General features: G+C 71.1%; 16 protein-coding genes. 3 read left to right on the forward strand and 13 right to left on the reverse strand.

Going from position 1 to position 18,681, the window contains the following annotated elements:
• Positions 1-20: 20 nt before the first annotated feature.
• The 10 genes from ABZS69_RS61880 to ABZS69_RS61925 form a co-directional block, all read right to left on the reverse strand.
• Positions 21-614, reverse strand: a complete 594-nt coding sequence (locus ABZS69_RS61880) for an ankyrin repeat domain-containing protein (RefSeq protein WP_355392763.1) — start codon at positions 612-614, stop codon at positions 21-23.
• A 73-nt stretch (positions 615-687) separates the two neighbouring features.
• Complete coding sequence (locus tag ABZS69_RS61885) at positions 688-2,223, reverse strand: glycogen debranching protein (protein WP_355392766.1); 1,536 nt, start codon at positions 2,221-2,223, stop codon at positions 688-690.
• Positions 2,223-3,044 (reverse strand): carbohydrate ABC transporter permease, encoded by an 822-nt coding sequence (locus ABZS69_RS61890; RefSeq protein WP_355392769.1) that lies wholly within the window; start codon positions 3,042-3,044, stop codon positions 2,223-2,225. The genes ABZS69_RS61885 and ABZS69_RS61890 overlap by 1 nt, the downstream gene beginning before the upstream one ends.
• Before the next feature lie 10 nt (positions 3,045-3,054).
• On the reverse strand, positions 3,055-3,981 hold the full coding sequence (locus ABZS69_RS61895; RefSeq protein ID WP_355392772.1) for a sugar ABC transporter permease: 927 nt from the start codon (positions 3,979-3,981) through the stop codon (positions 3,055-3,057).
• Between the two features lie 2 nt (positions 3,982-3,983).
• Positions 3,984-5,270, reverse strand: a complete 1,287-nt coding sequence (locus ABZS69_RS61900; protein ID WP_355392775.1) for a sugar ABC transporter substrate-binding protein — start codon at positions 5,268-5,270, stop codon at positions 3,984-3,986.
• Between the two features lie 38 nt (positions 5,271-5,308).
• The gene (locus ABZS69_RS61905) at positions 5,309-6,064 is read right to left on the reverse strand and encodes an SDR family NAD(P)-dependent oxidoreductase (RefSeq protein ID WP_355392778.1); all 756 of its coding nucleotides are present in this window, start codon (positions 6,062-6,064) and stop codon (positions 5,309-5,311) included.
• Positions 6,061-7,233 (reverse strand): NAD(+)/NADH kinase, encoded by a 1,173-nt coding sequence (locus ABZS69_RS61910; protein ID WP_355392781.1) that lies wholly within the window; start codon positions 7,231-7,233, stop codon positions 6,061-6,063. Before ABZS69_RS61910 ends, ABZS69_RS61905 begins: the two co-directional genes overlap by 4 nt.
• On the reverse strand, positions 7,230-8,771 hold the full coding sequence (gene gcvPB / locus ABZS69_RS61915) for an aminomethyl-transferring glycine dehydrogenase subunit GcvPB (protein ID WP_355392785.1): 1,542 nt from the start codon (positions 8,769-8,771) through the stop codon (positions 7,230-7,232). Before gcvPB ends, ABZS69_RS61910 begins: the two co-directional genes overlap by 4 nt.
• Complete coding sequence (gcvPA, locus tag ABZS69_RS61920; RefSeq protein WP_355392788.1) at positions 8,768-10,093, reverse strand: aminomethyl-transferring glycine dehydrogenase subunit GcvPA; 1,326 nt, start codon at positions 10,091-10,093, stop codon at positions 8,768-8,770. Before gcvPA ends, gcvPB begins: the two co-directional genes overlap by 4 nt.
• On the reverse strand, positions 10,090-12,060 hold the full coding sequence (locus ABZS69_RS61925) for a beta-galactosidase (RefSeq protein ID WP_355392790.1): 1,971 nt from the start codon (positions 12,058-12,060) through the stop codon (positions 10,090-10,092). The genes gcvPA and ABZS69_RS61925 overlap by 4 nt, the downstream gene beginning before the upstream one ends.
• A gap of 111 nt (positions 12,061-12,171) precedes the next feature.
• On the opposite strand from ABZS69_RS61925, the gene ABZS69_RS61930 reads away from it, so the two are divergent.
• Entirely contained in the window at positions 12,172-12,819 is a 648-nt protein-coding gene (locus ABZS69_RS61930) for a GntR family transcriptional regulator (protein ID WP_355392793.1), read from the forward strand.
• 78 nt (positions 12,820-12,897) lie between these two features.
• On the opposite strand, the gene ABZS69_RS61935 is transcribed toward ABZS69_RS61930, so the two are convergent.
• The gene (locus ABZS69_RS61935; RefSeq protein ID WP_355392796.1) at positions 12,898-13,380 is read right to left on the reverse strand and encodes a MarR family transcriptional regulator; all 483 of its coding nucleotides are present in this window, start codon (positions 13,378-13,380) and stop codon (positions 12,898-12,900) included.
• A gap of 67 nt (positions 13,381-13,447) precedes the next feature.
• Between ABZS69_RS61935 and ABZS69_RS61940 the strand changes: the two genes are divergently transcribed.
• The gene (locus ABZS69_RS61940; protein ID WP_355392799.1) at positions 13,448-14,641 is read left to right on the forward strand and encodes an MFS transporter; all 1,194 of its coding nucleotides are present in this window, start codon (positions 13,448-13,450) and stop codon (positions 14,639-14,641) included.
• Positions 14,642-15,119: 478 nt separating this feature from the next.
• Here ABZS69_RS61940 and ABZS69_RS61945 read toward each other — a convergent pair whose 3' ends face one another.
• Together ABZS69_RS61945 and ABZS69_RS61950 are read right to left on the reverse strand one after the other, a co-directional pair.
• Positions 15,120-15,752 (reverse strand): helix-turn-helix domain-containing protein, encoded by a 633-nt coding sequence (locus ABZS69_RS61945; RefSeq protein WP_355392802.1) that lies wholly within the window; start codon positions 15,750-15,752, stop codon positions 15,120-15,122.
• 32 nt (positions 15,753-15,784) lie between these two features.
• The gene (locus tag ABZS69_RS61950; RefSeq protein WP_355392805.1) at positions 15,785-16,981 is read right to left on the reverse strand and encodes a cytochrome P450; all 1,197 of its coding nucleotides are present in this window, start codon (positions 16,979-16,981) and stop codon (positions 15,785-15,787) included.
• A gap of 217 nt (positions 16,982-17,198) precedes the next feature.
• On the opposite strand from ABZS69_RS61950, the gene ABZS69_RS61955 reads away from it, so the two are divergent.
• On the forward strand, positions 17,199-18,437 hold the full coding sequence (locus tag ABZS69_RS61955; protein WP_355392808.1) for a serine hydrolase domain-containing protein: 1,239 nt from the start codon (positions 17,199-17,201) through the stop codon (positions 18,435-18,437).
• The last annotated feature ends 244 nt before the right edge of the window (positions 18,438-18,681 follow it).

The raw sequence follows: 18,681 nt of genomic DNA on the forward strand, positions 1-18,681 counted from the left end.
TGGGACCGCCGATTGTCAGGTCAGTGTGCTCCGGCGGCGCGGAGCAGGGCGGCCACTTCGGCCTGGCCTTTGGCGGTGGCGTGGGCGAGCGGGGTCGTGCCGTCGTGGTCGGCGAGGTCCACGTCGGCGCCCGCGGCGATGAGCAGGCGGACGATCTCCTGGTACGGCCCGCCTCCGTCGCCGAGGATGACGGCCTCCAGCAGCCCGGTCCAGCCGAGGTCGTTGATGTGGTCGACGTCGATGCCGGTCTTCAGCACCTCGCGGACGTAGTCCACGTGCCCGCGCTCGCAGGCGGGGATGAGGGAGACGCCTCCGTAGCGGTTGCGCACGGTCAGGTCGGGCCCGGCCGGGAGGAGGGTCCTGAGCATCGCGACGCTTCCCGTGACCCCGGTGACCAGCCAGGGAGTGTCCTTCCTTGAGTCCTGCGCGTTGGGGTCGGCACCGGCCGCGACCAGTACTTCGGCCACCTCGACCTGGTCGGCCGCCGCGGCGAGCAGCAGGGCCGTGCGGCCTTGCCCGTCGCGGGCCTCGATGTCCGCCCCGGACTCCAGCGCGGCCAGGACGGCCGCGGCATCTCCTCGTCCGGCGCTCGCCGGCAGTTCCTCGTCGATCACATCTTCTCCTGTCACCTTCCGGACGCCGCACGCCGCGAGCGTCACGCCGATTATGGGGCCGGGGACGACCCGGTCAGCCCTCCTGGGCGAGGTCCAGGAAGAGGGCGGCCGACCAGCCGAAGGCGCTCGTCGCGCGGCCCGCGCGACGACCGGTCAGCGGGTTCCAGTATTCGTGGAGGCCGCCGCCGTCGCGGACCATGGCCAGCGTGCGCTCGCGCAGCTCGGCGGCCGTCTCCTGATGTCCCGAGCGGCGCAGGCCGTCGATGAGCAGGTAGTTGACGTTCAGCCAGACCGGTCCGCGCCACATGGCCTCGGGGTCGAATCTCGGGTCGTCGAAGGCGACGGTCGGCACCGGGCGCTCGGCCCAGAATCCGGGCGAGCGCAGGTCGGCGACGAGCCGGTCCGCGATCGCGGCGGGGAGCCTCCCGGTGAAGAGCGGCATCAGCTCCAGCGGGGTGCGCACGTCCGCCTCGCGCCCGCCGACCACGGTGGCGAACCTCGTGCCGTTCCACCGGCGCGCGATCATGCGGTCCACCAGCGCCTGCGCCCTGGCCCGCCACGGTGCGGCGTCCTTGCCGAGCGCCTGCGCGATGTCGCCCAGCCGGTCGTACTGGAGGGCGAGGTAGGCGTTCAGGTCGGGCGGCTCGGCGCGGGGGCCGCCGTCCCAGATGGGGCTGTCGTCCAGGCCGGACGAGTACGGATGCAGGTACTCGGCCAGGCCGTCGCCGTCGGGGTCGGAGTGCCTGAACCACCACTCCTGGGAGCGGGCCAGCGGCTCGTAGACCTCGGCGAGGAAGGCGGGGTCGGGGTCCACCTCGTGGATCTTCCACACCGCCCAGGCGGTGAGCGGCGGCTTGGTGACGGGGACGGCCTCCCCGATCGGCTCGCCCCCGACGTGCTCGGCCAGCCTGGCCAGATCGGAGCGGGGCAGGTCGGTGGTCTCGGCCAGCACGCCGTGGTCGTGTACGACGTCGGGGATCAGCCCGTCGGGGCGCTGGTGGTCGAGCAGGATGCGGATCTGCTCCCTGGCCAGGGCGGGGTCGGCGTGCCTGAGCGCGATGGCGTGGAAGTAGGAGTCCCAGTTCCACAGGCCGACGTAGCCGTTCTTGGAGGGGATGAGTGACTCCCGGCCCTGGATCCGTACCAGGTTCACCGCCAGCGTCCACCACGCGTCCTCCGCCCGTTCGCGCAGGTCGGAGGGCACGGCGGGCATGCGGGCGAACCAGCCGCGCCAGCGCTCGGCCGCCGCGCCGAGCACCGCCGCCGCGTCGTGCGTCGCGCGATCCGGGCCGACCAGGGTGACGCAGCCGTCGATGCCGGCCTCGCCGCCGTCCCACACGGCCCGCGCCCCCGTACCGGTCAGGACGAGCGTGTCCGGTCCCGCGAAGGCCATGGCCACACCGGCCGCGAACTCCACGCGGTCCGGCAGCACCCGCAGCACCGGCAGCTCGCCGCTCCCCGAGAGGATCCGCAGGCCGGTGAGCACGGTCGCGTCGGCGAGCCTGGTCTCGTGCAGGGCCCTGGCGATCCAGAGCGAGCCGTCGTCCGCGGCCATCACCAGCAGCCGCGAGCCGCGGTCGGTGAACGGACGTTCGCGTAGATCCGGCATCAGCGACCTCCCAGGCCGGAAGCGGCCATCGAGTTGATGATCTTCCGCTGGCCGATGAGGAACGCGATGAGCGTCGGCACGACGGCGATCGCGGAGGCGGCCAGGATGAGCCCGTAGTCCACGGCCGTGCGCTGGCCGGAGAACTGGCTGAGCAGCAGCGGCACCGTGGCCAGCTCGGGCGAGTTCAGGAAGATCAGGGGGAAGAAGAAGGAGTTCCAGGACGCGAGGAAGGCGATGATGCCGAGCGCGCCGAGACCGGGGCGGATGTTCGGCAGCACGACGTTCCAGAAGCAGCGCCAGCGGCCCGCCCCGTCGATCCTGGCGGCCTCCTCCAGCTCCACGGGCACGGCCCTGATGAACTGGCGCAGCAGGAACACCGCGAACGGGTTCGCGATGCTCGGCACGATGAGCGACAGGTGCGAGTCGATCCAGCCGAACCTGGCCAGCATCAGGTAGAGCGGCACGACCGTCACCTGCGCGGGCACCATCTGGGTGGCCAGGAACACCAGGAACAGCACGCCGGAGCCGCGGAACCTGATCCGGGCGAAGGCGTAGGCGGCCATGGCCGAGGTCAGCAGCGTGAGCGTGACGTTCAGCCCGGCGATGTAGAAGCTGTTCCAGTACGCGGTGCCGAACGGCATCGCGCCGAGCGCGTCGGGGTAGTTCTCCCAGCGCCACGGGCCGGGCAGCCAGTCGAGCGGGTTGTTCAGCATCTGCCGCACGCCCTTGAACGACGTCAGCAGCATCCAGACGAACGGGAAGAGCATCGCCAGCCCGCCGAGAGTGAGCACGGCGTGCAGGGCTACCTGCCTGGGTCGCATCCCTGCCCCCTCACGAGTCGTAGTGGACGAGGCGCTTCTGCGCCGCGAACTGGACGAGCGTCACGAGCAGCGTCAGGACCAGGAGGAGCAGCGCGGCGGCACTGCTCATGCCGAACTGGAAGTCCTTGAAGCCCAGCTCGTAGACCTGGTAGACGATGGTCCTCGCGCCCTCGTTGTCCTCCGGGTCCACCAGCACGTAGATCTGGTCGAAGGCCTGGAACGAGCTGATCACCGCGACGACGGCGGAGAAGAAGATCGTCGGCGAGAGCAGTGGCAGCGTGACCGAGCGGAAGATGCGCGGGCTGCCCGCGCCGTCCATGCGCGCGGCCTCGACGATCTGCGGCGGGATCGTCTGGAGCCCGGCCAGGAAGATCACCACGTTGAGGCCGAGCGACGACCAGATGGTCACGACGGCGATGGCCACGATCACCCAGCCGGGGTCGCCGAGCCAGTCGGGCGCGGTGATGCCGAACCAGCGCTCCAGCGACGAGTTCAGGACGCCGTAGTCGTTGCCGGCCAGGATGATCTGCCACATCAGCGCGACGGCCACGGAGCTGGTGACCACCGGGAGGAAGTACAGCACCCGGTAGAAGCCGCCGCCCTTGACGTTGTTCAGCGCGACGGCGATGAGCAGCGCGAGGGCGAGCCCGAGCGGCACGGTCAGCAGCGCCAGCTTGATCGTGTTCCACACCGCCAGCCCGAACTCGGGATCGGAGAGCTGGGCGGCGAAGTTGTCGAAACCGACCCATTCCTTCTGCCCGAGCCCGTCCCAGCGCATGAACGCCAGCACGACGGCGAAGCCGAGCGGGAAGACGAGGAACACCAGCAGCGCGGCGACCTGCGGCGCGAGGAAGAACGCGGCCCACCAGCCGTCGCGGTTGCGCACGGGCCGCGCGCGGTGGAGCGTGCGGGGCCGGGCCCGCGTCAGGACGGTCACGGCTAGCCCAGCTTGCCGTCGACGAGCTTCTGGAGCTGGGTCATGCCCTCGTCGAAGCCGATCTTGCCGGTCCACACCTTCATCAGGTGCTCGTTGATGTCCGCGGTCAGGCCGGGCACGGCGACCTCCTCGGGGTAGTTCGCGAAGCCGGTGTCGCGCACGTCGAGGAAGGTCTGCGCGTGGGCGGGGTAGCCGTCGGCGAGGACGATCTGCTCGGCGCCCTTGACGGACGGCACGGCCCCGCCGCCCTTGAGCCTGATGAGCTGGCCCTCCTTGCCGACGAACTCGGTGAGGAAGGTGAACGCCTGCTCGGGCAGCTTGGTCTCCTTGTTGAGGGCCAGGTAGGAGGCGGCCACCGCGCCGGGCATGGGCCGGCCGGTCTGGGAGGGGAACGGCACGATGTCGTAGTCGTCCAGCTCGCCGCCCTTCTTCAGGGAGTCGATCATCCACCGGCCTCCGGCGTAGAAGCCGGCCTTGTGCTTGAGGAACTGCGTGCTCGGGCCGTTGCTGTCGGGCAGCAGGTCGGCGCTGAGGAAGGTCTTGTCCTGGTAGCCCTTGGCCAGCGCCTGCAGGGCCGCGCGTGCCTTGGGGTCGGTGGCGGCGACGAACTTCCCGCCGTCCCAGACCTTGCCGCCGAAGCCGTTGATCATGGAGTACGTGGAGCCGTACCAGTTCCAGAAGATCGACCCGGCCTTGCCCGCGGCCTTGAGCTTGGCGTTCATGTCGAGGTACGTGGCCATGGTCCACCGCCCGGCCGCGTTGAGCGCGGCGGGGTCCTCGGTGATGCCGGCGTCCTTGAGCGCCTTCTTGTCGAACCAGAGCACCTCGGGGTTGGTGTCGTTGGGGACGCCGTAGATCTGGCCGTCCTTTCTGGCGCCGCCGTAGATGCCCTCGAAGAACTCCTCGGGCCTGCTCTTGGAGGTGGGGCCGGCCAGCCTGTCGTTGAGCGGGGTCAGCACCCCGGCGGAGACGAACTTGCCGATGTTGTCGTCGCCCACGAAGAACACGTCCGGGGCGGTCCTGCTGGTGAGCTGGGCGAGCAGCTTGGGGTGGTAGTCCTCGTACTTGGCGACCGGTTCCAGCTTGAGCTTGATGTCGGGGTGGCGCTTCTCGAAGTCCTCGGTGAACTTCTCGTAGAGCTTGATGTCCTCGGCCGATCCCCAGGTGGACCAGCGGACGGTGACCGGGCCGGATCCGGTGCTCACTCCTGGGACGTTCCCGCCGCCGCTGCCGCTGCACGCGGTCGTCGCGACGGCGAGGATGCCCAGGACTGCCAGGGCACGGTTCATGGTCGGCTCCTTACGGGGGTTTGCGTGGGGGGTGTGGGTCAGGCGAGCCCGCCGCCGTCGACGACGAGGGCGGAGCCGGTGATGTAGCTGGCCGCGTCGCCGGCCAGGAAGAGCACGGCCCGGGCGATCTCGTCCGGGGTGCCCGCGCGGCCCATCGGCCGGTCCGCCGCGTCGGACTGGAAGGCGGTCCAGTCCTCGCCGAGCTGGCGGGCCTCGTCGCGCAGCATGGGCGTGTCGGTGTCGCCGGGGTTGACGGAGTTGACCCGGATGCCGGCCCTGGCGTGGTCGATGGCGAGCGCGCGGGTCATGTTGACCACGGCGGCCTTGGAGGCGCAGTACGAGATGGCGTTGCCGCCGCCCTTGAGGCCCCATCCCGACCCCGTGTTCACGATCGAGCCGCCCTCGGTCATCGCCGGGATGGCGTGCTTGCACATGAGGAAGACCGAGCGGACGTTGACCGCCATGACGCGGTCCCACTCCTCGACGTCGAGGTCGAGCGCGGTGGTGCGGCGGATGATGCCCGCGTTGTTGAACAGGACGTGCAGGCCGCCGAAGGTCTCGACGGCGGTGCCGACGACCCGCCGGCAGTCCTCGGGGTCGGAGACGTCGGCCTGCACGGCGATCGCCTCTCCCGCCTCCGCGGCGATCTGCGCCACGGTGGCGCCGGCGCCGGCCGCGTCGATGTCGGCGACCACCACCCGGGCGCCCTCCCTGGCGAAGAGCAGGGCGGTGGCCCGCCCGATGCCCGAGGCGCCGCCCGTGACGATCGCGACCTTTCCATCGAGCGTCTTCATCCGTCGTACTCCTCACTTGCCGCACAAATGCGATAAATCGTGCTTTCGCGGTATCCAGTGATCACCTGGACGTGCCCGCCGAGCTTCTTGTCGAGGTCCTCGTCGCCGCTGTCGGCCAGCAGCGGCCGTCCCTTCAGCGACGCGAGCTTCTGCTGGGTGGCCAGGACGAGGAGCCGTCCGGAGTGGTCCCCGTCGAGCACCGCGTCGAGCACCCGGGGCGAGACCTGCTGGTTCCCGCGCCCCAGTACGAACCCCTGCCCGCCGATGACCGACAGAACCAGCACCGACTCCCTGCCGCCGACCAGGCCGAACAGCTCGGTCTCCGCGACGTCCGCCGCCACCAGGCGCCCGCCTTCCGGTGCGCGTTCGACCACGTCCACGCCGAGCAGCGTGGTGGCGAGGGCCAGCGCGCGGCCGACCGCCCGCGTGGTGGCGCCGGGCCCGAGGACGTACCGGACGCCGGGCCGCATCCTGGCCACGACCTCCCGCGCGACGCCCTCGGCGGTGGCGGGCGCCACGCCTGACGATCCGGCCTTGCGCCCCGACAGCGCGGCGCGGGCGGCGGGGACGCGCAGGCTGCCGTACAACCGGGGGCTGACCAGGCCGCGGCGGTAGGCGTCCTCGTCGAGATCCACCACCTCGGCCTCGGCCGTCCGCGCCGGGTCGAACTCCGCCGCGACGAATCCGGCGGCGGCCGGGCTGACGGCGAAACAGCCGGAGTACACCTTCACCCCGGCCGGGACGCCCAGCACGGGCGGCGCCTGGCCGCCGAGCGCGCGGACCGCGTCGAGCACGTCGCGCGCCGTCCCGTCGCCGCCCGCGAACAGCAGCAGATCCACCCCGGCCAGCGCTGCCACGGCACGCCGCGTGTCCTCCGCGCTCGTCCCGCCGGGAGACGGGGCCGGTGGTCTGACCAGGTCGTACGAGGCGCCGGAGGCACGCACGCTGTCCTCGCCCATCCGGCCCGGCACCGTGCGGACCCGGGTCCCGGGGCGGCGGGCCAGCAGCGTGCGGACGGCACGCGCCGCCCGCTCGCCGGCCTTGGGCGTCGCGCCCCTGGCCAGGGCCGCGCGCTGCACCTCCACGCCGTCGCTGCCCTTGAGCCCGGCGGCGCCGCCGAGCCCGGCGACCGGGTTGACGACCAGCCCGACCACCGCCGCGCCCGTCATGACAGGTGCTTGCGGACGTAGGCGCGCCAGGTGGGCGCCCATTCCTTGGGGTCGTCGAGCGACGTCATGTCGATCTTGTGAATGGTCTGGTTGTACGGCGCGCCCTTGACGAACCCGGGATCGCGCCGCGCCTCCTCGGCCACGTGCGCCAGGATGAGCGCGTACTCGTCGAGGTCCTCCTTCGAGTACGACTCCGTGGGCTCCAGCGTGAACGGCTCGGGCACCACGTACGGGTGGTGGCTGGTCCAGTAGTGCACCCCGAAGTCGGCGGCTCTGACGCCGATCTCCTCCGAGTGCACCCCGGTCTGCTCCGACAGCTCCTGCCAGGAATAACGCACCTGCTCGATCCTGCGCCGGCCCCACGGCGCGGACGCGCCCGGGATCTGCAGGACCTTGTGCATCAGGTAGTTGTTGTTGAGCGCGGCCGTCTCGGCGACCTGCCGCAGGCCCTCGGCCCCGAGCGCCATGATCCAGGCGTAGGCGCGCACGATGTTCGGGGTGACGCCGAGGAACGGCCGCACCTTGCCCATGGAGGCGGGCGGCGTCTCCAGGCGGTAGGACTCGCCGTCGAAGGCGACGACCGGGCCGGGCAGGAACGGCGCCAGGTCCTCGGAGACGCCGCACGCCCCCGCCGCCGGGCCGCCGCAGGCGTGCGGCGTGGAGAACGTCTTGTGCAGGTTGAAGTGGCACAGGTCGAATCCGGCGTCGCGGGCACGGGTGATGCCGAGGATGCCGTTGGCGTTCGCCTGGTCGTAGCAGGCCAGGCCGCCCGCCTCGTGCACCAGGTCCACGAACTCCCTGATCCGGGGGTTGAAGATGCCGGTGTCCTCCGGGTTGGTGATCATCAGTGCGGCGGTGCGCGGGCCGACGGCGGCACGCAGGGCCTCGATGTCGGGCAGGCCGTCGGCGTCCGGCATCAGGGTGATGACCTCGTAGCCCGCGGTCTTGGCGCAGGCCGCGTTCGACGGGTGGGAGAACATCGTGGTGATCACCTGGTCACGGTGCGCCTCGCCGCGGGCCGCGTGGTACGCGCGGATCATGGCGATGTTGGCGTAGATGGCCGCCGATCCGGAGCCCGGCTGGAGCGAGACCCGCGCCATGCCGGAGATCTCCGCCAGCATGCGTTCGAGCCGCCAGTAGATCTCCAGCACGCCCTGAACGGTGTCCTCGTGCTGGAGCGGGTGCAGCTCGGCGATGGCGGCGGCGAACCTGTCGTTGACCTTGGGGCTGTGCTTCATCGTGCAGGTGCCCTGCCCGACGTCGATATTGAGGTCGGCGCCCAGGTTCTCCTGCGACAGCCGCAGGTAGTGCCGCAGCACGTGCAGCTGCGACATCTCGGGCAGCTTCGGCGGCCGCGCGCGGCTCACCGAGGCGGGCAGCTCGACGCGGGGGGCGCCGGGCTCGGGGACGGCGAGGCCGCGGCGGCCGGGCGCGGACAGCTCGAAGATGATCGGCTCGTCCCAGCGTGCCTGGTGGAAGCGGCGCAGCGGCGGCTTCGGCGTGACGGGGAGCTCGGCGAAGGACTCCGTGGGGTTCACAGCGTCTCCTGTACGGCTGTGGCGAGCCGGTCGATGTCGGCGATGGAGTGGCGTTCGGTCACGCAGACCAGGACCGTGCGGTCGTCGAGCGCGACGCCGCCGTAGATGCCGCGCTCGCGCAACCCGTCGAGCAGGGCCGCGCTGGAGGGCACCTCGATGGCGAACTCGCGGAAGTGGATCGCGTCGCGGTGCAGCACCGTGACCGACTCGGCCAGGGCGTCCATGGCGTAGCGGGTGCGGGCCAGGATCGTCTCACCCAGGTCACGCATGCCCTGCGGGCCCATGAGCGCCAGGTAGACCCCGGCCGTGATGCCCCAGAGGGCGGCGGCGGTACCGACCCACTCCTTGCCCTCCTCGCGGTGCGCGAAGGAGGTGCGGTCGTAGTAGACGTCGCCGAACCCGTACTCGCCGGGCACCTTCGTCGGCGCGATGCCGAACAGCCGGGACGGGAACTCCGCGACCAGCGGCTCGTGGTCCTGGGTGGCGATGTAGCCGGCGTGGCCGCCGCCGTAGCTCTGGTGCATGCCGAGCGACTGGATGTCGCCGCAGACGATGTCCGCGCCGTAGGAGGCGGGCGGAGCGAGCACGCCGAGGGAGATCGGGTCGGCGCCGGCCACGAGCAGCGCGCCGTGCGCGTGGGCCAGGCCGGCCAGCTCGCGACCGCGGGTCTCGACGACGCCGTAGACGTTCGGGGTCTCCAGGTAGATCGCGGCGTAGGAGTCGTCGAACGCCTCGACCGCGATCTCGCCGCCCTCCTCCACCGGAGCCAGGACGATCTCGACGTCCGGGGCGAGGAAGTCGCGCAGCTTGCTCAGTTTGTCGGCGCTGATCGCGGCGCTGACGAGGACCTTCGAGCGCCGGGTGTAGCGGCACGCCATGCGCAGGGCGGTGCCGGCGGCCTGGAAGCCGTCGTAGGTCGGCACGTTGACGACGTCCATCTCCAGCAGTTCGCCCATCATGCTGACGTACTCGAACAGGGCCTGGAAGCGGCCGTGGTCCTCGTACGGCTCGCCCGCGTACGCGGTGAGGAACTCGCTCCTGCTGTTCACCTCGTCGCACACCGCCGGGACGTGGTGCGGGTAGCAGCCGTGGCCGAGGAAGCTCAGCGCCTGCTCCGTGTCGGTGACGCGGTCCAGCAGGCCCTTCATGTGGCGTATCAGGTCGTGTTCCGCCGTGAACGGCGCGGGCAGATCGAGCGGCCGGGCCAGGCGCAGCTCGGCGGGGATGTCGGCGTAGAAGTCCTCGACGCTCGACGCGCCGATCGCGGCGAGCATCTCGGCCCGGACGCCGGGTTCGGCGTTCGGGATGTACGGGTGCGTCACGTGTCTCCTTCGATCCTGAGCACTGCGGCGTCGCGCGGGGCGAGCTCGATCTCGCCGCGCAGGCGGGTCTGGGTGAGCAGGTCCGTGCCGGGGTACGGCAGGGTGACCCGCTGCGAGGTGGTCGTGTGGTTGAGCAGGAAGAGGTGGTGCCGGCGGCGGACGGCCTCCACGCCCGCGGGCACCTCGACGGCCGCGACGCCGCCGAGCACCTGGTCGAGCACGGGCGTCACGTCGTCGAGCAGGCAGCTGACGTAGGTGACGTTGCCTTTGCGGGTGATCGCGGGCAGGCCGTCGAGGTCGCCGCCCTCGTACGTGGCCAGCACCGCCGCGGGGTCGTGGTCGTCGAGGCGCACCCACTCGGTCCAGGTCCTGGCCACGCCGGTGGCGCCGCCCGCGTGCAGCACCGGCTGGGTCGCGCCGCCGGCGAGCGGCCAGAACTCGTCGACCGTGACGCCGAGCAGGTCGCGCAGCGGGCCGGGCGCGCCGCCGTCGTGGACGCGGTCGGCGGCGTCCACGACGCCGCTGAACGGGCCGATCACCAGCTCGCCGGTGACGGACGCGAGCCTGGCGGCCTGTTCGGGGGTGCACAGGTAGAGGTTCGGGACGATCACCACGCGGTAGCCGGACAGGTCGCCGTCCGGCGGCGCGAGGTCGACCGTGATGCCGCGCGCGTGCAGCGGCGCGTACCAGTCGAGCAGCAGGTCCTTGAGCTTGAGCCGGTTGGACGGCATCGACTCCGGCGCCTCCAGGCCCCACCAGCTGTCCCAGCCGAGCACGAGCGCCACCTCGGCCCGCGTGCCCGTGCCCGCGACCTCCGCGAGCCGCCGCAGGTCGGAGCCGAGGCGGAGGGTGTCCTGCCAGCCGCGGGAGCGCGTGCCGCCGTGGGGGAGGAGGGCGGAGTGGAACTTCTCGGGGCCGTACCTGGCCTGACGCCACTGGAAGAACAGCACGCCGTCGGCGCCGTGCGCCACCGCCTGAAGGCTGTGCAGCCGCATCATGCCGGGTGGTTTGGGGACGTTCACCTCGCGCCAGGACACCGCCGACGGCGCCGACTCCAGCAGCAGCCAGGGGCGCCGCTTGAGTGAGCGCATCAGGTCGTAGCTGAGCGCGACCGCCACGTGCGACCGCGGGTCGGCCGGGTCGGGATAGGCGTCGTCGCTCACCAGGTCCTCGGCCGCGGCCCACGTCCAGTAGTCGAGGCCGTGCAGGATGCTCATGAAGTTCGTGGTGACGGGGATGTCCGGGGTCATCGCGCGCACCGCGTCACGCTCGGCCGTGAACAGCTCCAGCAGCGCGTCGCTGCAGAAGCGGCGCCAGTCGAGGAGCTGCGCCGGGTTGATCGGGCCCGGTGCCTTGCGTGGCGGCTCGACCTGGGCGAACGCGGTGTAGTGCTGGCCCCAGCAGGACGTGCCCCAGGCGGCGTTCAGCGACTCGACCGTGCCGTGGCGGGCCTCCAGCCAGGCGCGGAAGTGCCGGGCCGACTCCGGGCAGAAGCACTCCAGCGTATGGTCGGCGTACTCGTTGCCGACGTGCCACATGGCCAGGGCGGGGTGGCCGCCGTACCGCTCGGCCATGGCGGTGGCCAGCCGTACGGCGTGCTCCCGGAAGACCGGCGAGCTGGGGCAGTAGCCCTGGCGCGAGCCGAACTCCAGCCGCACCCCCTGCGCGTCGACCGGCATGACGTCGGGGTGCTCGCGGACCAGCCACGGCGGCGGGGTCGCGGTCGCGGTGGCGAGGTCGACGGCGACGCCGTGCTTGTGCAGCAGGTCGAGGACGCGGTCGAGCCAGTCGAAGTCGTACGTGCCCGGCCGCGGCTCCAGCCGCGACCACGAGAAGACCGCGACCGTGACCATGGTGACCCCGGCCTCGGCCATGAGCCGCGCGTCCTCGGCCCAGACCTCCGCGGGCCATTGCTCGGGGTTGTAATCGCCGCCGAACAGCAGCCCGGGCACACGGGTCAGGCTCACTCCGATCTCCCTTCTCACGACTTGTGATATTTTGTATTCAGAATTCATAGTGCAGTATTTTGCATCACGTCAAGCGGTAAGCTTGGCCCGGCCGGAAAGCGAAGGAGCGGCATGCCCATCGAGCGGCGACCTCTGCGCGAGCAGATCAGAGAAGAGCTGCTGGCCAGGCTTGACCGGGGCGACTTCGCCGCGGGCACCGACATCAACGAGGCCGCGCTCGCCGCGGAGCTGGGCGTCAGCCGCACGCCTCTGCGGGAGGCGCTCATCACTCTCGCGGGCGAGGGCGTGCTGGAGAGCAACCAGGGCCGCGGCTTCAGGTTCGCGCCCGTGAGCCGCAAGGAGCTCACGGAGCTGTGCGAGATCGTCGCGGCGCTGGAGTCGCTCGCACTCGACTGCTCCGACCCCGCCCACCTGCGCCGGATCGCACCCGAGCTGCTGAGGATGGCCCAGGAGTTCCCCGACCGGATCGCGGAGCAGCAGGTGATAGAGAGTCACGACGACGAGTGGCACGACCTGCTGTTGAGCGGCTGCCGCAACGAGCGGCTGCTCGACCTCATCACCAGCGTCAAGGCGGGGATGCGGCGCTACACCCACCTGCTGGCGGGCGACGACACCCCGCTGGAGCGGGAGGCGACCGAGCACCGCCGGGTGGCCGAGCTGCTCATCGCCGGCGACCATGCCAAGGCCGCGCAGGCCCTGCGCGACAACTGGGTCAACGGCATGGAACGCATGATGTTCCGCATCCCCTCGGCCGACTAGCTCCACCGCGTCGCGCACGGGCCGCGACACCGCGAGGTGCGGTGAGGCCGTTCCGAAGCTCGGCCGAAGCCGTCGAGGTCAGTGCTTGGACTCCACGTTCTCCAGGAGGCGGCTGAGCAGCCCGCTCAGCGTCTCCTGCTCCTGCGCGTCCAGCACATAGACCATCTCCGCCTCCACCTCCCCCCGGATCCGCATGGCCTCAAGCCACAGTTCGTGGCCTTTGTCGGTCAGCTCCACGTCCACCCGCCGGCGGTCCTCCGCGCTGCGCAGCCGCCGTACCAGCCCGGACTTCTCCAGCGTGTCGAGCCGCCCGGTCATCCCGGCGGGCGAGAGCATCAGCTCGACCGCCAGCTCGGACGGCGTCGCGGCCCCGCCGTGAGCGACCAGCCGGTGCAGCGTCTCGAACTCGAAGTCCTGCATCCCCACCTGCGCCAGCGCCGCCTCCTTCGTCTGGCGCAGGTGCTTGACGAGGAACTGCATCCGCGTCACGACCGCCTCGACCCGCTCGTCGTACGGCGCCTTGCCCCGCCACCGGGCGAGATGACGATCCACTGAATCCACAGAGCAACGATACGCCAGCGAGTATTTAGTTGACGAAATATTCGTCAGCGAAATAGTCTGGCCGCCCATGAGACTGCTGATCGGCCGGGCCGTGTCCGCCCTGGCCACCGCGTTGATCCCGACCACGATCACCCTCGCCGTGCTGCGCGCCACCGATGACGCCGGGGCCGTCGGCACGGTGCTGGCGTGTGAGGCGATCCCGTTGCTGGTGTTCCTGCCGGTGGGCGGGGTGTTGGCCGACAGGGTCAGACCCGAGCGGCTGGCGCTGGTCACCGACCTGGTACGCGGCCTGACGCAGGCCGCCATCGCGATCGAGCTGCTGACCGGCGCCGCCAGCGTGCCACGCCTGGCCGTGCTGGCCGTGCTGGCCGGAATCGCGGTCGCGTTCGGGCTGCCGGCCGTGCCGAGGCTGGTGGTGGCGGTGGTGCCGGCACCGGAGCGGCTGCGCGTGAACGCCCGGCTCGGCGTCGCGACCAGCCTGGCCGCCGTGCTGGCTCCCGCCCTGGCGGGCGGCGTGGTGCTGCTGGCCGGTCCAGGCTGGGCCGCGCTGCTCACGGCCGCGCTGTTCGCCTGCTCGGCGCTGACCCTGGGCGGAGTACGTACGGCCAAGCGCCCCGGCGCCCAGCACAACACGTTCCTCAGGGACCTGAAAGAGGGATGGGGCGAAGTGCGGCGGAGGCCGTGGTTCCTGACGTCTGTCCTGGCCCACGGCGTGTGGCACTTCATGGCCGGGCTGTTCCTCACGCTCGGCCCGCTGGCGGCGGTCAAGGAGCTGGGCGGTGAGGCCAGCTGGGTGCTGATCGTGCAGTGCGGCACGGTGGGGCTGGTCGCGGGAGTCTTCGCGGCGCCCAGGCTGCCCATCCGGCGACCGCTGGTGGCCGTGCAGGTGGGCGCGGCGCTGTACGTGCTGCCGATGGCGGCCCTGGCGCTGCCGGCGAGCGCGTGGTTGATCGCGGGGGCGTACTTCGTGGCGATGTTCGGGCTGGGCGTGCTCAGCCCGCTGTGGGAGACCGTGGTCGCCGAGCAGATCCCTGAGGCGGCGCTGGGCCGGGTGCGGTCGTTCGACCAGCTCATCTCGTTCGCGACCCGGCCGTTCGGGCTGGCCATGGCGGCCCCGCTGGCCGGGCTGGCCGGCGCGCGGGGGCTGCTGCTGACCGGCGCCGTGCTCGTCGCCGTCGCGAACCTGGCCGCGATCGTCACCTTCCCCCGCCGCCGCGACCAGGCGACCACCCCGGAGCGCCCGAAGCGGGTGGCCACGTGACCGCGGCACGCCTTCGCCGGACGACCGGCCATCCCGGTCAGTCGTCCAGCACCGCCAGGGCGTCGACCTCCACGAGCAGTCCCGGCGGAAGCCGCATGTAGACGGTGGTGCGGGCGGGGAAGGGCGCACCGACGGCCGCCGCGTAAGCCTGGCTGTCAGGGCGGGGGCGTTCTCGGTGGTGACGACGGTTCTGGTCATGGCGTGCCCTTCACGTGCCCAGGCCTGTCGTTCCTGGCTGCGGGGGTCGTGAGATTCTGAAGAGACGGCAGGCCACCGCCCGCCCAGGCGCTCGTCCGGTGAACTGGTCGCCATACGCGGCGGCGGGGCGGCCGGCGCGGCCGGTGCGCACCCAGGACTTCGCCCGCGCTGATAGAACTCGGCCGTCGTGCCGGTGCCGCGGGCGAGCGGCGAACGTAGGCCCGCCATCGGATCGGGCTCGGTTGTCTGGGCGTGGGCGGTGGTGGCGAGGGCCGGCGCTTCAGTGGCCGAGCTGTCGCGAAGCCGGAGACGAGTCGAGGACGTGGTGCGACCGGGCGGAGGGGGCCGGCAGTTCTTCGTCCGACGGCCGCAGGCTCGACAGCAGCAGCGCCAGGTAGCGGCGGACATCGCCGCATTCGGGGTCGCCCGGAGGCATGGTGGCCAGCACCATGACCACGATGGCGGCCAGGTCGCGGACGATCAGGTCGGGGCGCACCTCGCCCCGCTGCTTGGCTCTGGCCAGCACGACGCCGAACGGCCCCATGAACCGTGCGGCGATGTCGACGGTGACCGCGCCCGTCCCCTTCGCCGCCCGCAACAGCCCGTGGTGGGCGGCGAGGGTCTCGACTATGGCGGTCAGCGCCTCGGTCAGCGCCCGTCCGGCGTCGTCGGCGTCGCGGGCGGCCAGGACCAGCGGCTCGATCTCTTCGGCGAAGTACGTCTGGAAGGCCGCTCTGATCACGCCGTCGCGGTCGCCGAACCTGCGATAGACGGTGGCGCTGCCGATGCCGGCGTGCCGGGCGATCTCCTCGAGTGAGACGTCCGGGCCGTGCTCGCGCAGACTCGCGATGGCGGCCCGGACGATCTTGTCCGCGTTACGCAGCGCGTCGGCTCGCTGTCGCTGCTCGTGCACATGTGAACGCTAGCAGCCAACGCGCCCAGGGTTCACCAGGCGACTTCGAAGCTGGTCAGCCCGAAGACGATGTGGAAGGAGCGGAACTCGGCGGGGGCGCCGCTCTCGCGCAGCCCGGGGAAGCGCTCGAACAGGGCGGGGAAGGCGATGCGCAGCTCCATCCTGGCCAGCGGCGCGCCCAGGCAGTGGTGCACGCCGTGGCCGAAGGCGACGTGGCCCATCTCGCCGCGGGTGATGTCGAAGCGCTCGGGGTCGGAGATGAACTCCGGGTCGCGGTTGGCCGAGGGCAGCGCCAGCATCACCAGATCGCCCGCCGGGATGTGCTGTCCCGCGACCTCGACGTCGGTGGTGGTCACCTTGGCGACGCCCGAGTGCACGATGCTGAGCCAGCGCAGCAGCTCCTCCACCGTGGCGCCGATCCGCTCGGGCTCCTTCATGAGCAGTTCGAGCTGGTCGGGGTGGCGAAGCAGGGCCAGGGTGCCGAGCCCGAGCATGTTGGAGGTCGTCTCGTGGCCGGCCAGGAGCAGCAGGCTCGAGATGCCGGCGAGCTCGTCGATCGACAGATCGTCGCCGTGCTCGCGCACCAGCATGCCGAGCATGTCCTCGCCCGGTTCGGCCATGGCTCGGGCGACCAGCTCGGACATGTAGGCACGCGACTCCAGCGAGGCCGCCGTGCGCTCCTCGGCGGGCCTGGAGATGTCGAGCAGCGTGTTGGTACGCCGCTGGAAGTCCTCGCGGTGCTCGTACGGGACGCCGAGCAGCTCGCAGATCACCAGCGAGGGGATGGGCAGCGCGAAGGTCTTGATCAGGTCGACCGGTGAGCCCGCGCGCTCCATGGCGTCGAGGTGGTCGTTGACGATGTCGTGGATGCGGGGCTCGAGCCGGCGCATGCGGCGCATGGTGAACTCCGGCGTCAGCATCTTGCGCAGCCGGCTGTGCTCGGGCGGGTCGAACAGCAGCAGGTTGCCCGCCTGCATCTTCGCGACCTGCTCGGGGCTCAGGTTCTGCATGCCGGGCATCGGGAAGTTCTGCGGACGCCTGTTGCTGAACCGCTCGGCGTCTCCAAGGATCTCCTTGACGTCGGCGTAGCGGGTGACGAGCCAGGCGTCGAGCCCGAACGGCGTGGGCACCCGCTCGATGCCCGCGCTGTCGCGGAGTTTCGCGAGCTCGGGGACCGGGTCGAACGCGGTGCGCCGCATATGCAGGGGCAGAGTCACAGGATCGCTCATGTCATCTCCTGGAGAGAGGCCGATGTGCCGGAAACGCCCTTCAAAAACGACAGTAGCCCATCACTTGGCCGCGTGAGCGCCTACTGGCACACGGCGCGTTCCCGCCCGTATCAGCCCGCGTGTGGCCTCAGCTATTCGCTGTTGCTAGGTACTGGTAGTCAGTGTTACTTTGTACCGGTAGTCGGCATCATTGAGTAGCTGAAGAGGGGTGTTCCGAATGGGAAATGGCAATGGCGGCTTCTCCGAAGCGGGGCTGCGCAGACTGCGTGAGGTGCTGGCGGGGCATGTCGGGTCCGGGAGGATTCCCGGGCTGGTCGCCCTGGTCAGCCGGGGTGAGGAGACGCATGTCGAGGCGCTCGGGACGATGCGCCACGACGGTGGCGCGCCGATGCGCCGCGACACCATCTTCCGGATGGCCTCGACGACCAAGCCGGTCGCGGTGGCGGCGGCGATGGTCCTGCTGGATGAGTGCCGGCTGCGGCTGGACGACCCGGTCGATCGGTGGCTCCCGGAACTGGCCGACCGGCAGGTGCTGGCGCGGCCCGACGGTCCGCTGGAGGACACCGTGCCGGCGCGGCGGCCGATCACCGTACGGGACCTGCTCACCTCCACGTTCGGGCTCGGCATCGACATGACGGCGAAGGGATCCCCGATCCTGGCCGCGCTCTTCGAGCAGGGCATCTATGGCCAGGAGGACGGGTGGCTGCTGCCGGCGCCGGAGCCGGATGAGTGGATGCGCCGCCTCGGCGGGCTGCCGCTGGCCTATCAGCCGGGAGAGCGGTGGCAGTACAACATCGGCGACGACGTGCTCGGCGTGCTGGTGGCCAGGGTCACCGGCCAGTCGTTCGAGACGTTCCTGCGCGAACGCATCTTCGATCCGCTGGGCATGACCGACACCGCCTTCCACGTGCCCGCCGACAAGATCCACCGGCTGCCGCCCCTGTACGCCCCCGACTGGCAGACCGGTGAGTTCGCCGTGGAGGACGAGGCCGAAGGGGGGCACCACAGCAAGCCTCCGGCGTTCCAGTCCGGCGGCGGCGGACTGGACTCCACCGTCGACGACTATCACGCCTACTTCCGGATGCTGCTCAACGGCGGGATGCACGGCGGCGAACGGATCCTGTCCCGGCCCGCCGTCGAGTTGATGACCGGCAACCGCCTCACGCCCGAGCAACAAGCCGCCCGGGAAGCCTGGGCCCGCAACGCCGCCCATCTGGGTTACGGCCTGGGGCAGCACGGCGGCTGGGGCTTCGGGATGGCGGTGCGCACCTACCGCGGCGACTACGCGCCCGTCGGCCAGTTCGGCTGGGACGGCGGGGCCGGCACCACCACCTATGCCGACCCGCACAACCAGGTCGTCGGCATCCTGCTCACCCAGACCGGGATGTCCACCCCCGATTCGTCGCGGGCCATCCACGACTTCTGGGCCACCCTCTACCAGGCAATCGACGACTGAACGTCTTGCGGAGCCGGTGACGCAGGCCGCATCGGGTGGTGAGGCGGGGACGGCGGACCAGCCCGAAGAGAAGCGTGGAATTAAGAAAATTAAGATCAACCTATTGAAAATTGAAGTCTCGCTTGGGTATAACTTTAGATATGACCGAGCAGGCGATGGACTGGCAGGAGCTCACGAACCTGACCCGGGGTCAGCCGTTCGTCGTCGAGCGGGTGCGCCTGGCGGGTAACGGTGTGGCGATCGA

Source organism: Nonomuraea sp. NPDC005650 (genome assembly GCF_040605375.1).
In the GTDB taxonomy this organism is placed as follows: Bacteria; Actinomycetota; Actinomycetes; order Streptosporangiales; family Streptosporangiaceae; genus Nonomuraea.

Coding starts and splice junctions, on each gene's coding strand:
- ABZS69_RS61905 (WP_355392778.1), bottom strand. CDS start 6,064: ATGAAGACGCTCGATGGAAAGGTCGCGATCGTCACGGGCGGCGCCTCG.
- ABZS69_RS61955 (WP_355392808.1), top strand. CDS start 17,199: ATGGGAAATGGCAATGGCGGCTTCTCCGAAGCGGGGCTGCGCAGACTG.
- ABZS69_RS61940 (WP_355392799.1), top strand. CDS start 13,448: ATGAGACTGCTGATCGGCCGGGCCGTGTCCGCCCTGGCCACCGCGTTG.
- ABZS69_RS61930 (WP_355392793.1), top strand. CDS start 12,172: ATGCCCATCGAGCGGCGACCTCTGCGCGAGCAGATCAGAGAAGAGCTG.
- ABZS69_RS61900 (WP_355392775.1), bottom strand. CDS start 5,270: ATGAACCGTGCCCTGGCAGTCCTGGGCATCCTCGCCGTCGCGACGACC.
- ABZS69_RS61950 (WP_355392805.1), bottom strand. CDS start 16,981: ATGAGCGATCCTGTGACTCTGCCCCTGCATATGCGGCGCACCGCGTTC.
- ABZS69_RS61890 (WP_355392769.1), bottom strand. CDS start 3,044: ATGCGACCCAGGCAGGTAGCCCTGCACGCCGTGCTCACTCTCGGCGGG.
- ABZS69_RS61885 (WP_355392766.1), bottom strand. CDS start 2,223: ATGCCGGATCTACGCGAACGTCCGTTCACCGACCGCGGCTCGCGGCTG.
- ABZS69_RS61910 (WP_355392781.1), bottom strand. CDS start 7,233: ATGACGGGCGCGGCGGTGGTCGGGCTGGTCGTCAACCCGGTCGCCGGG.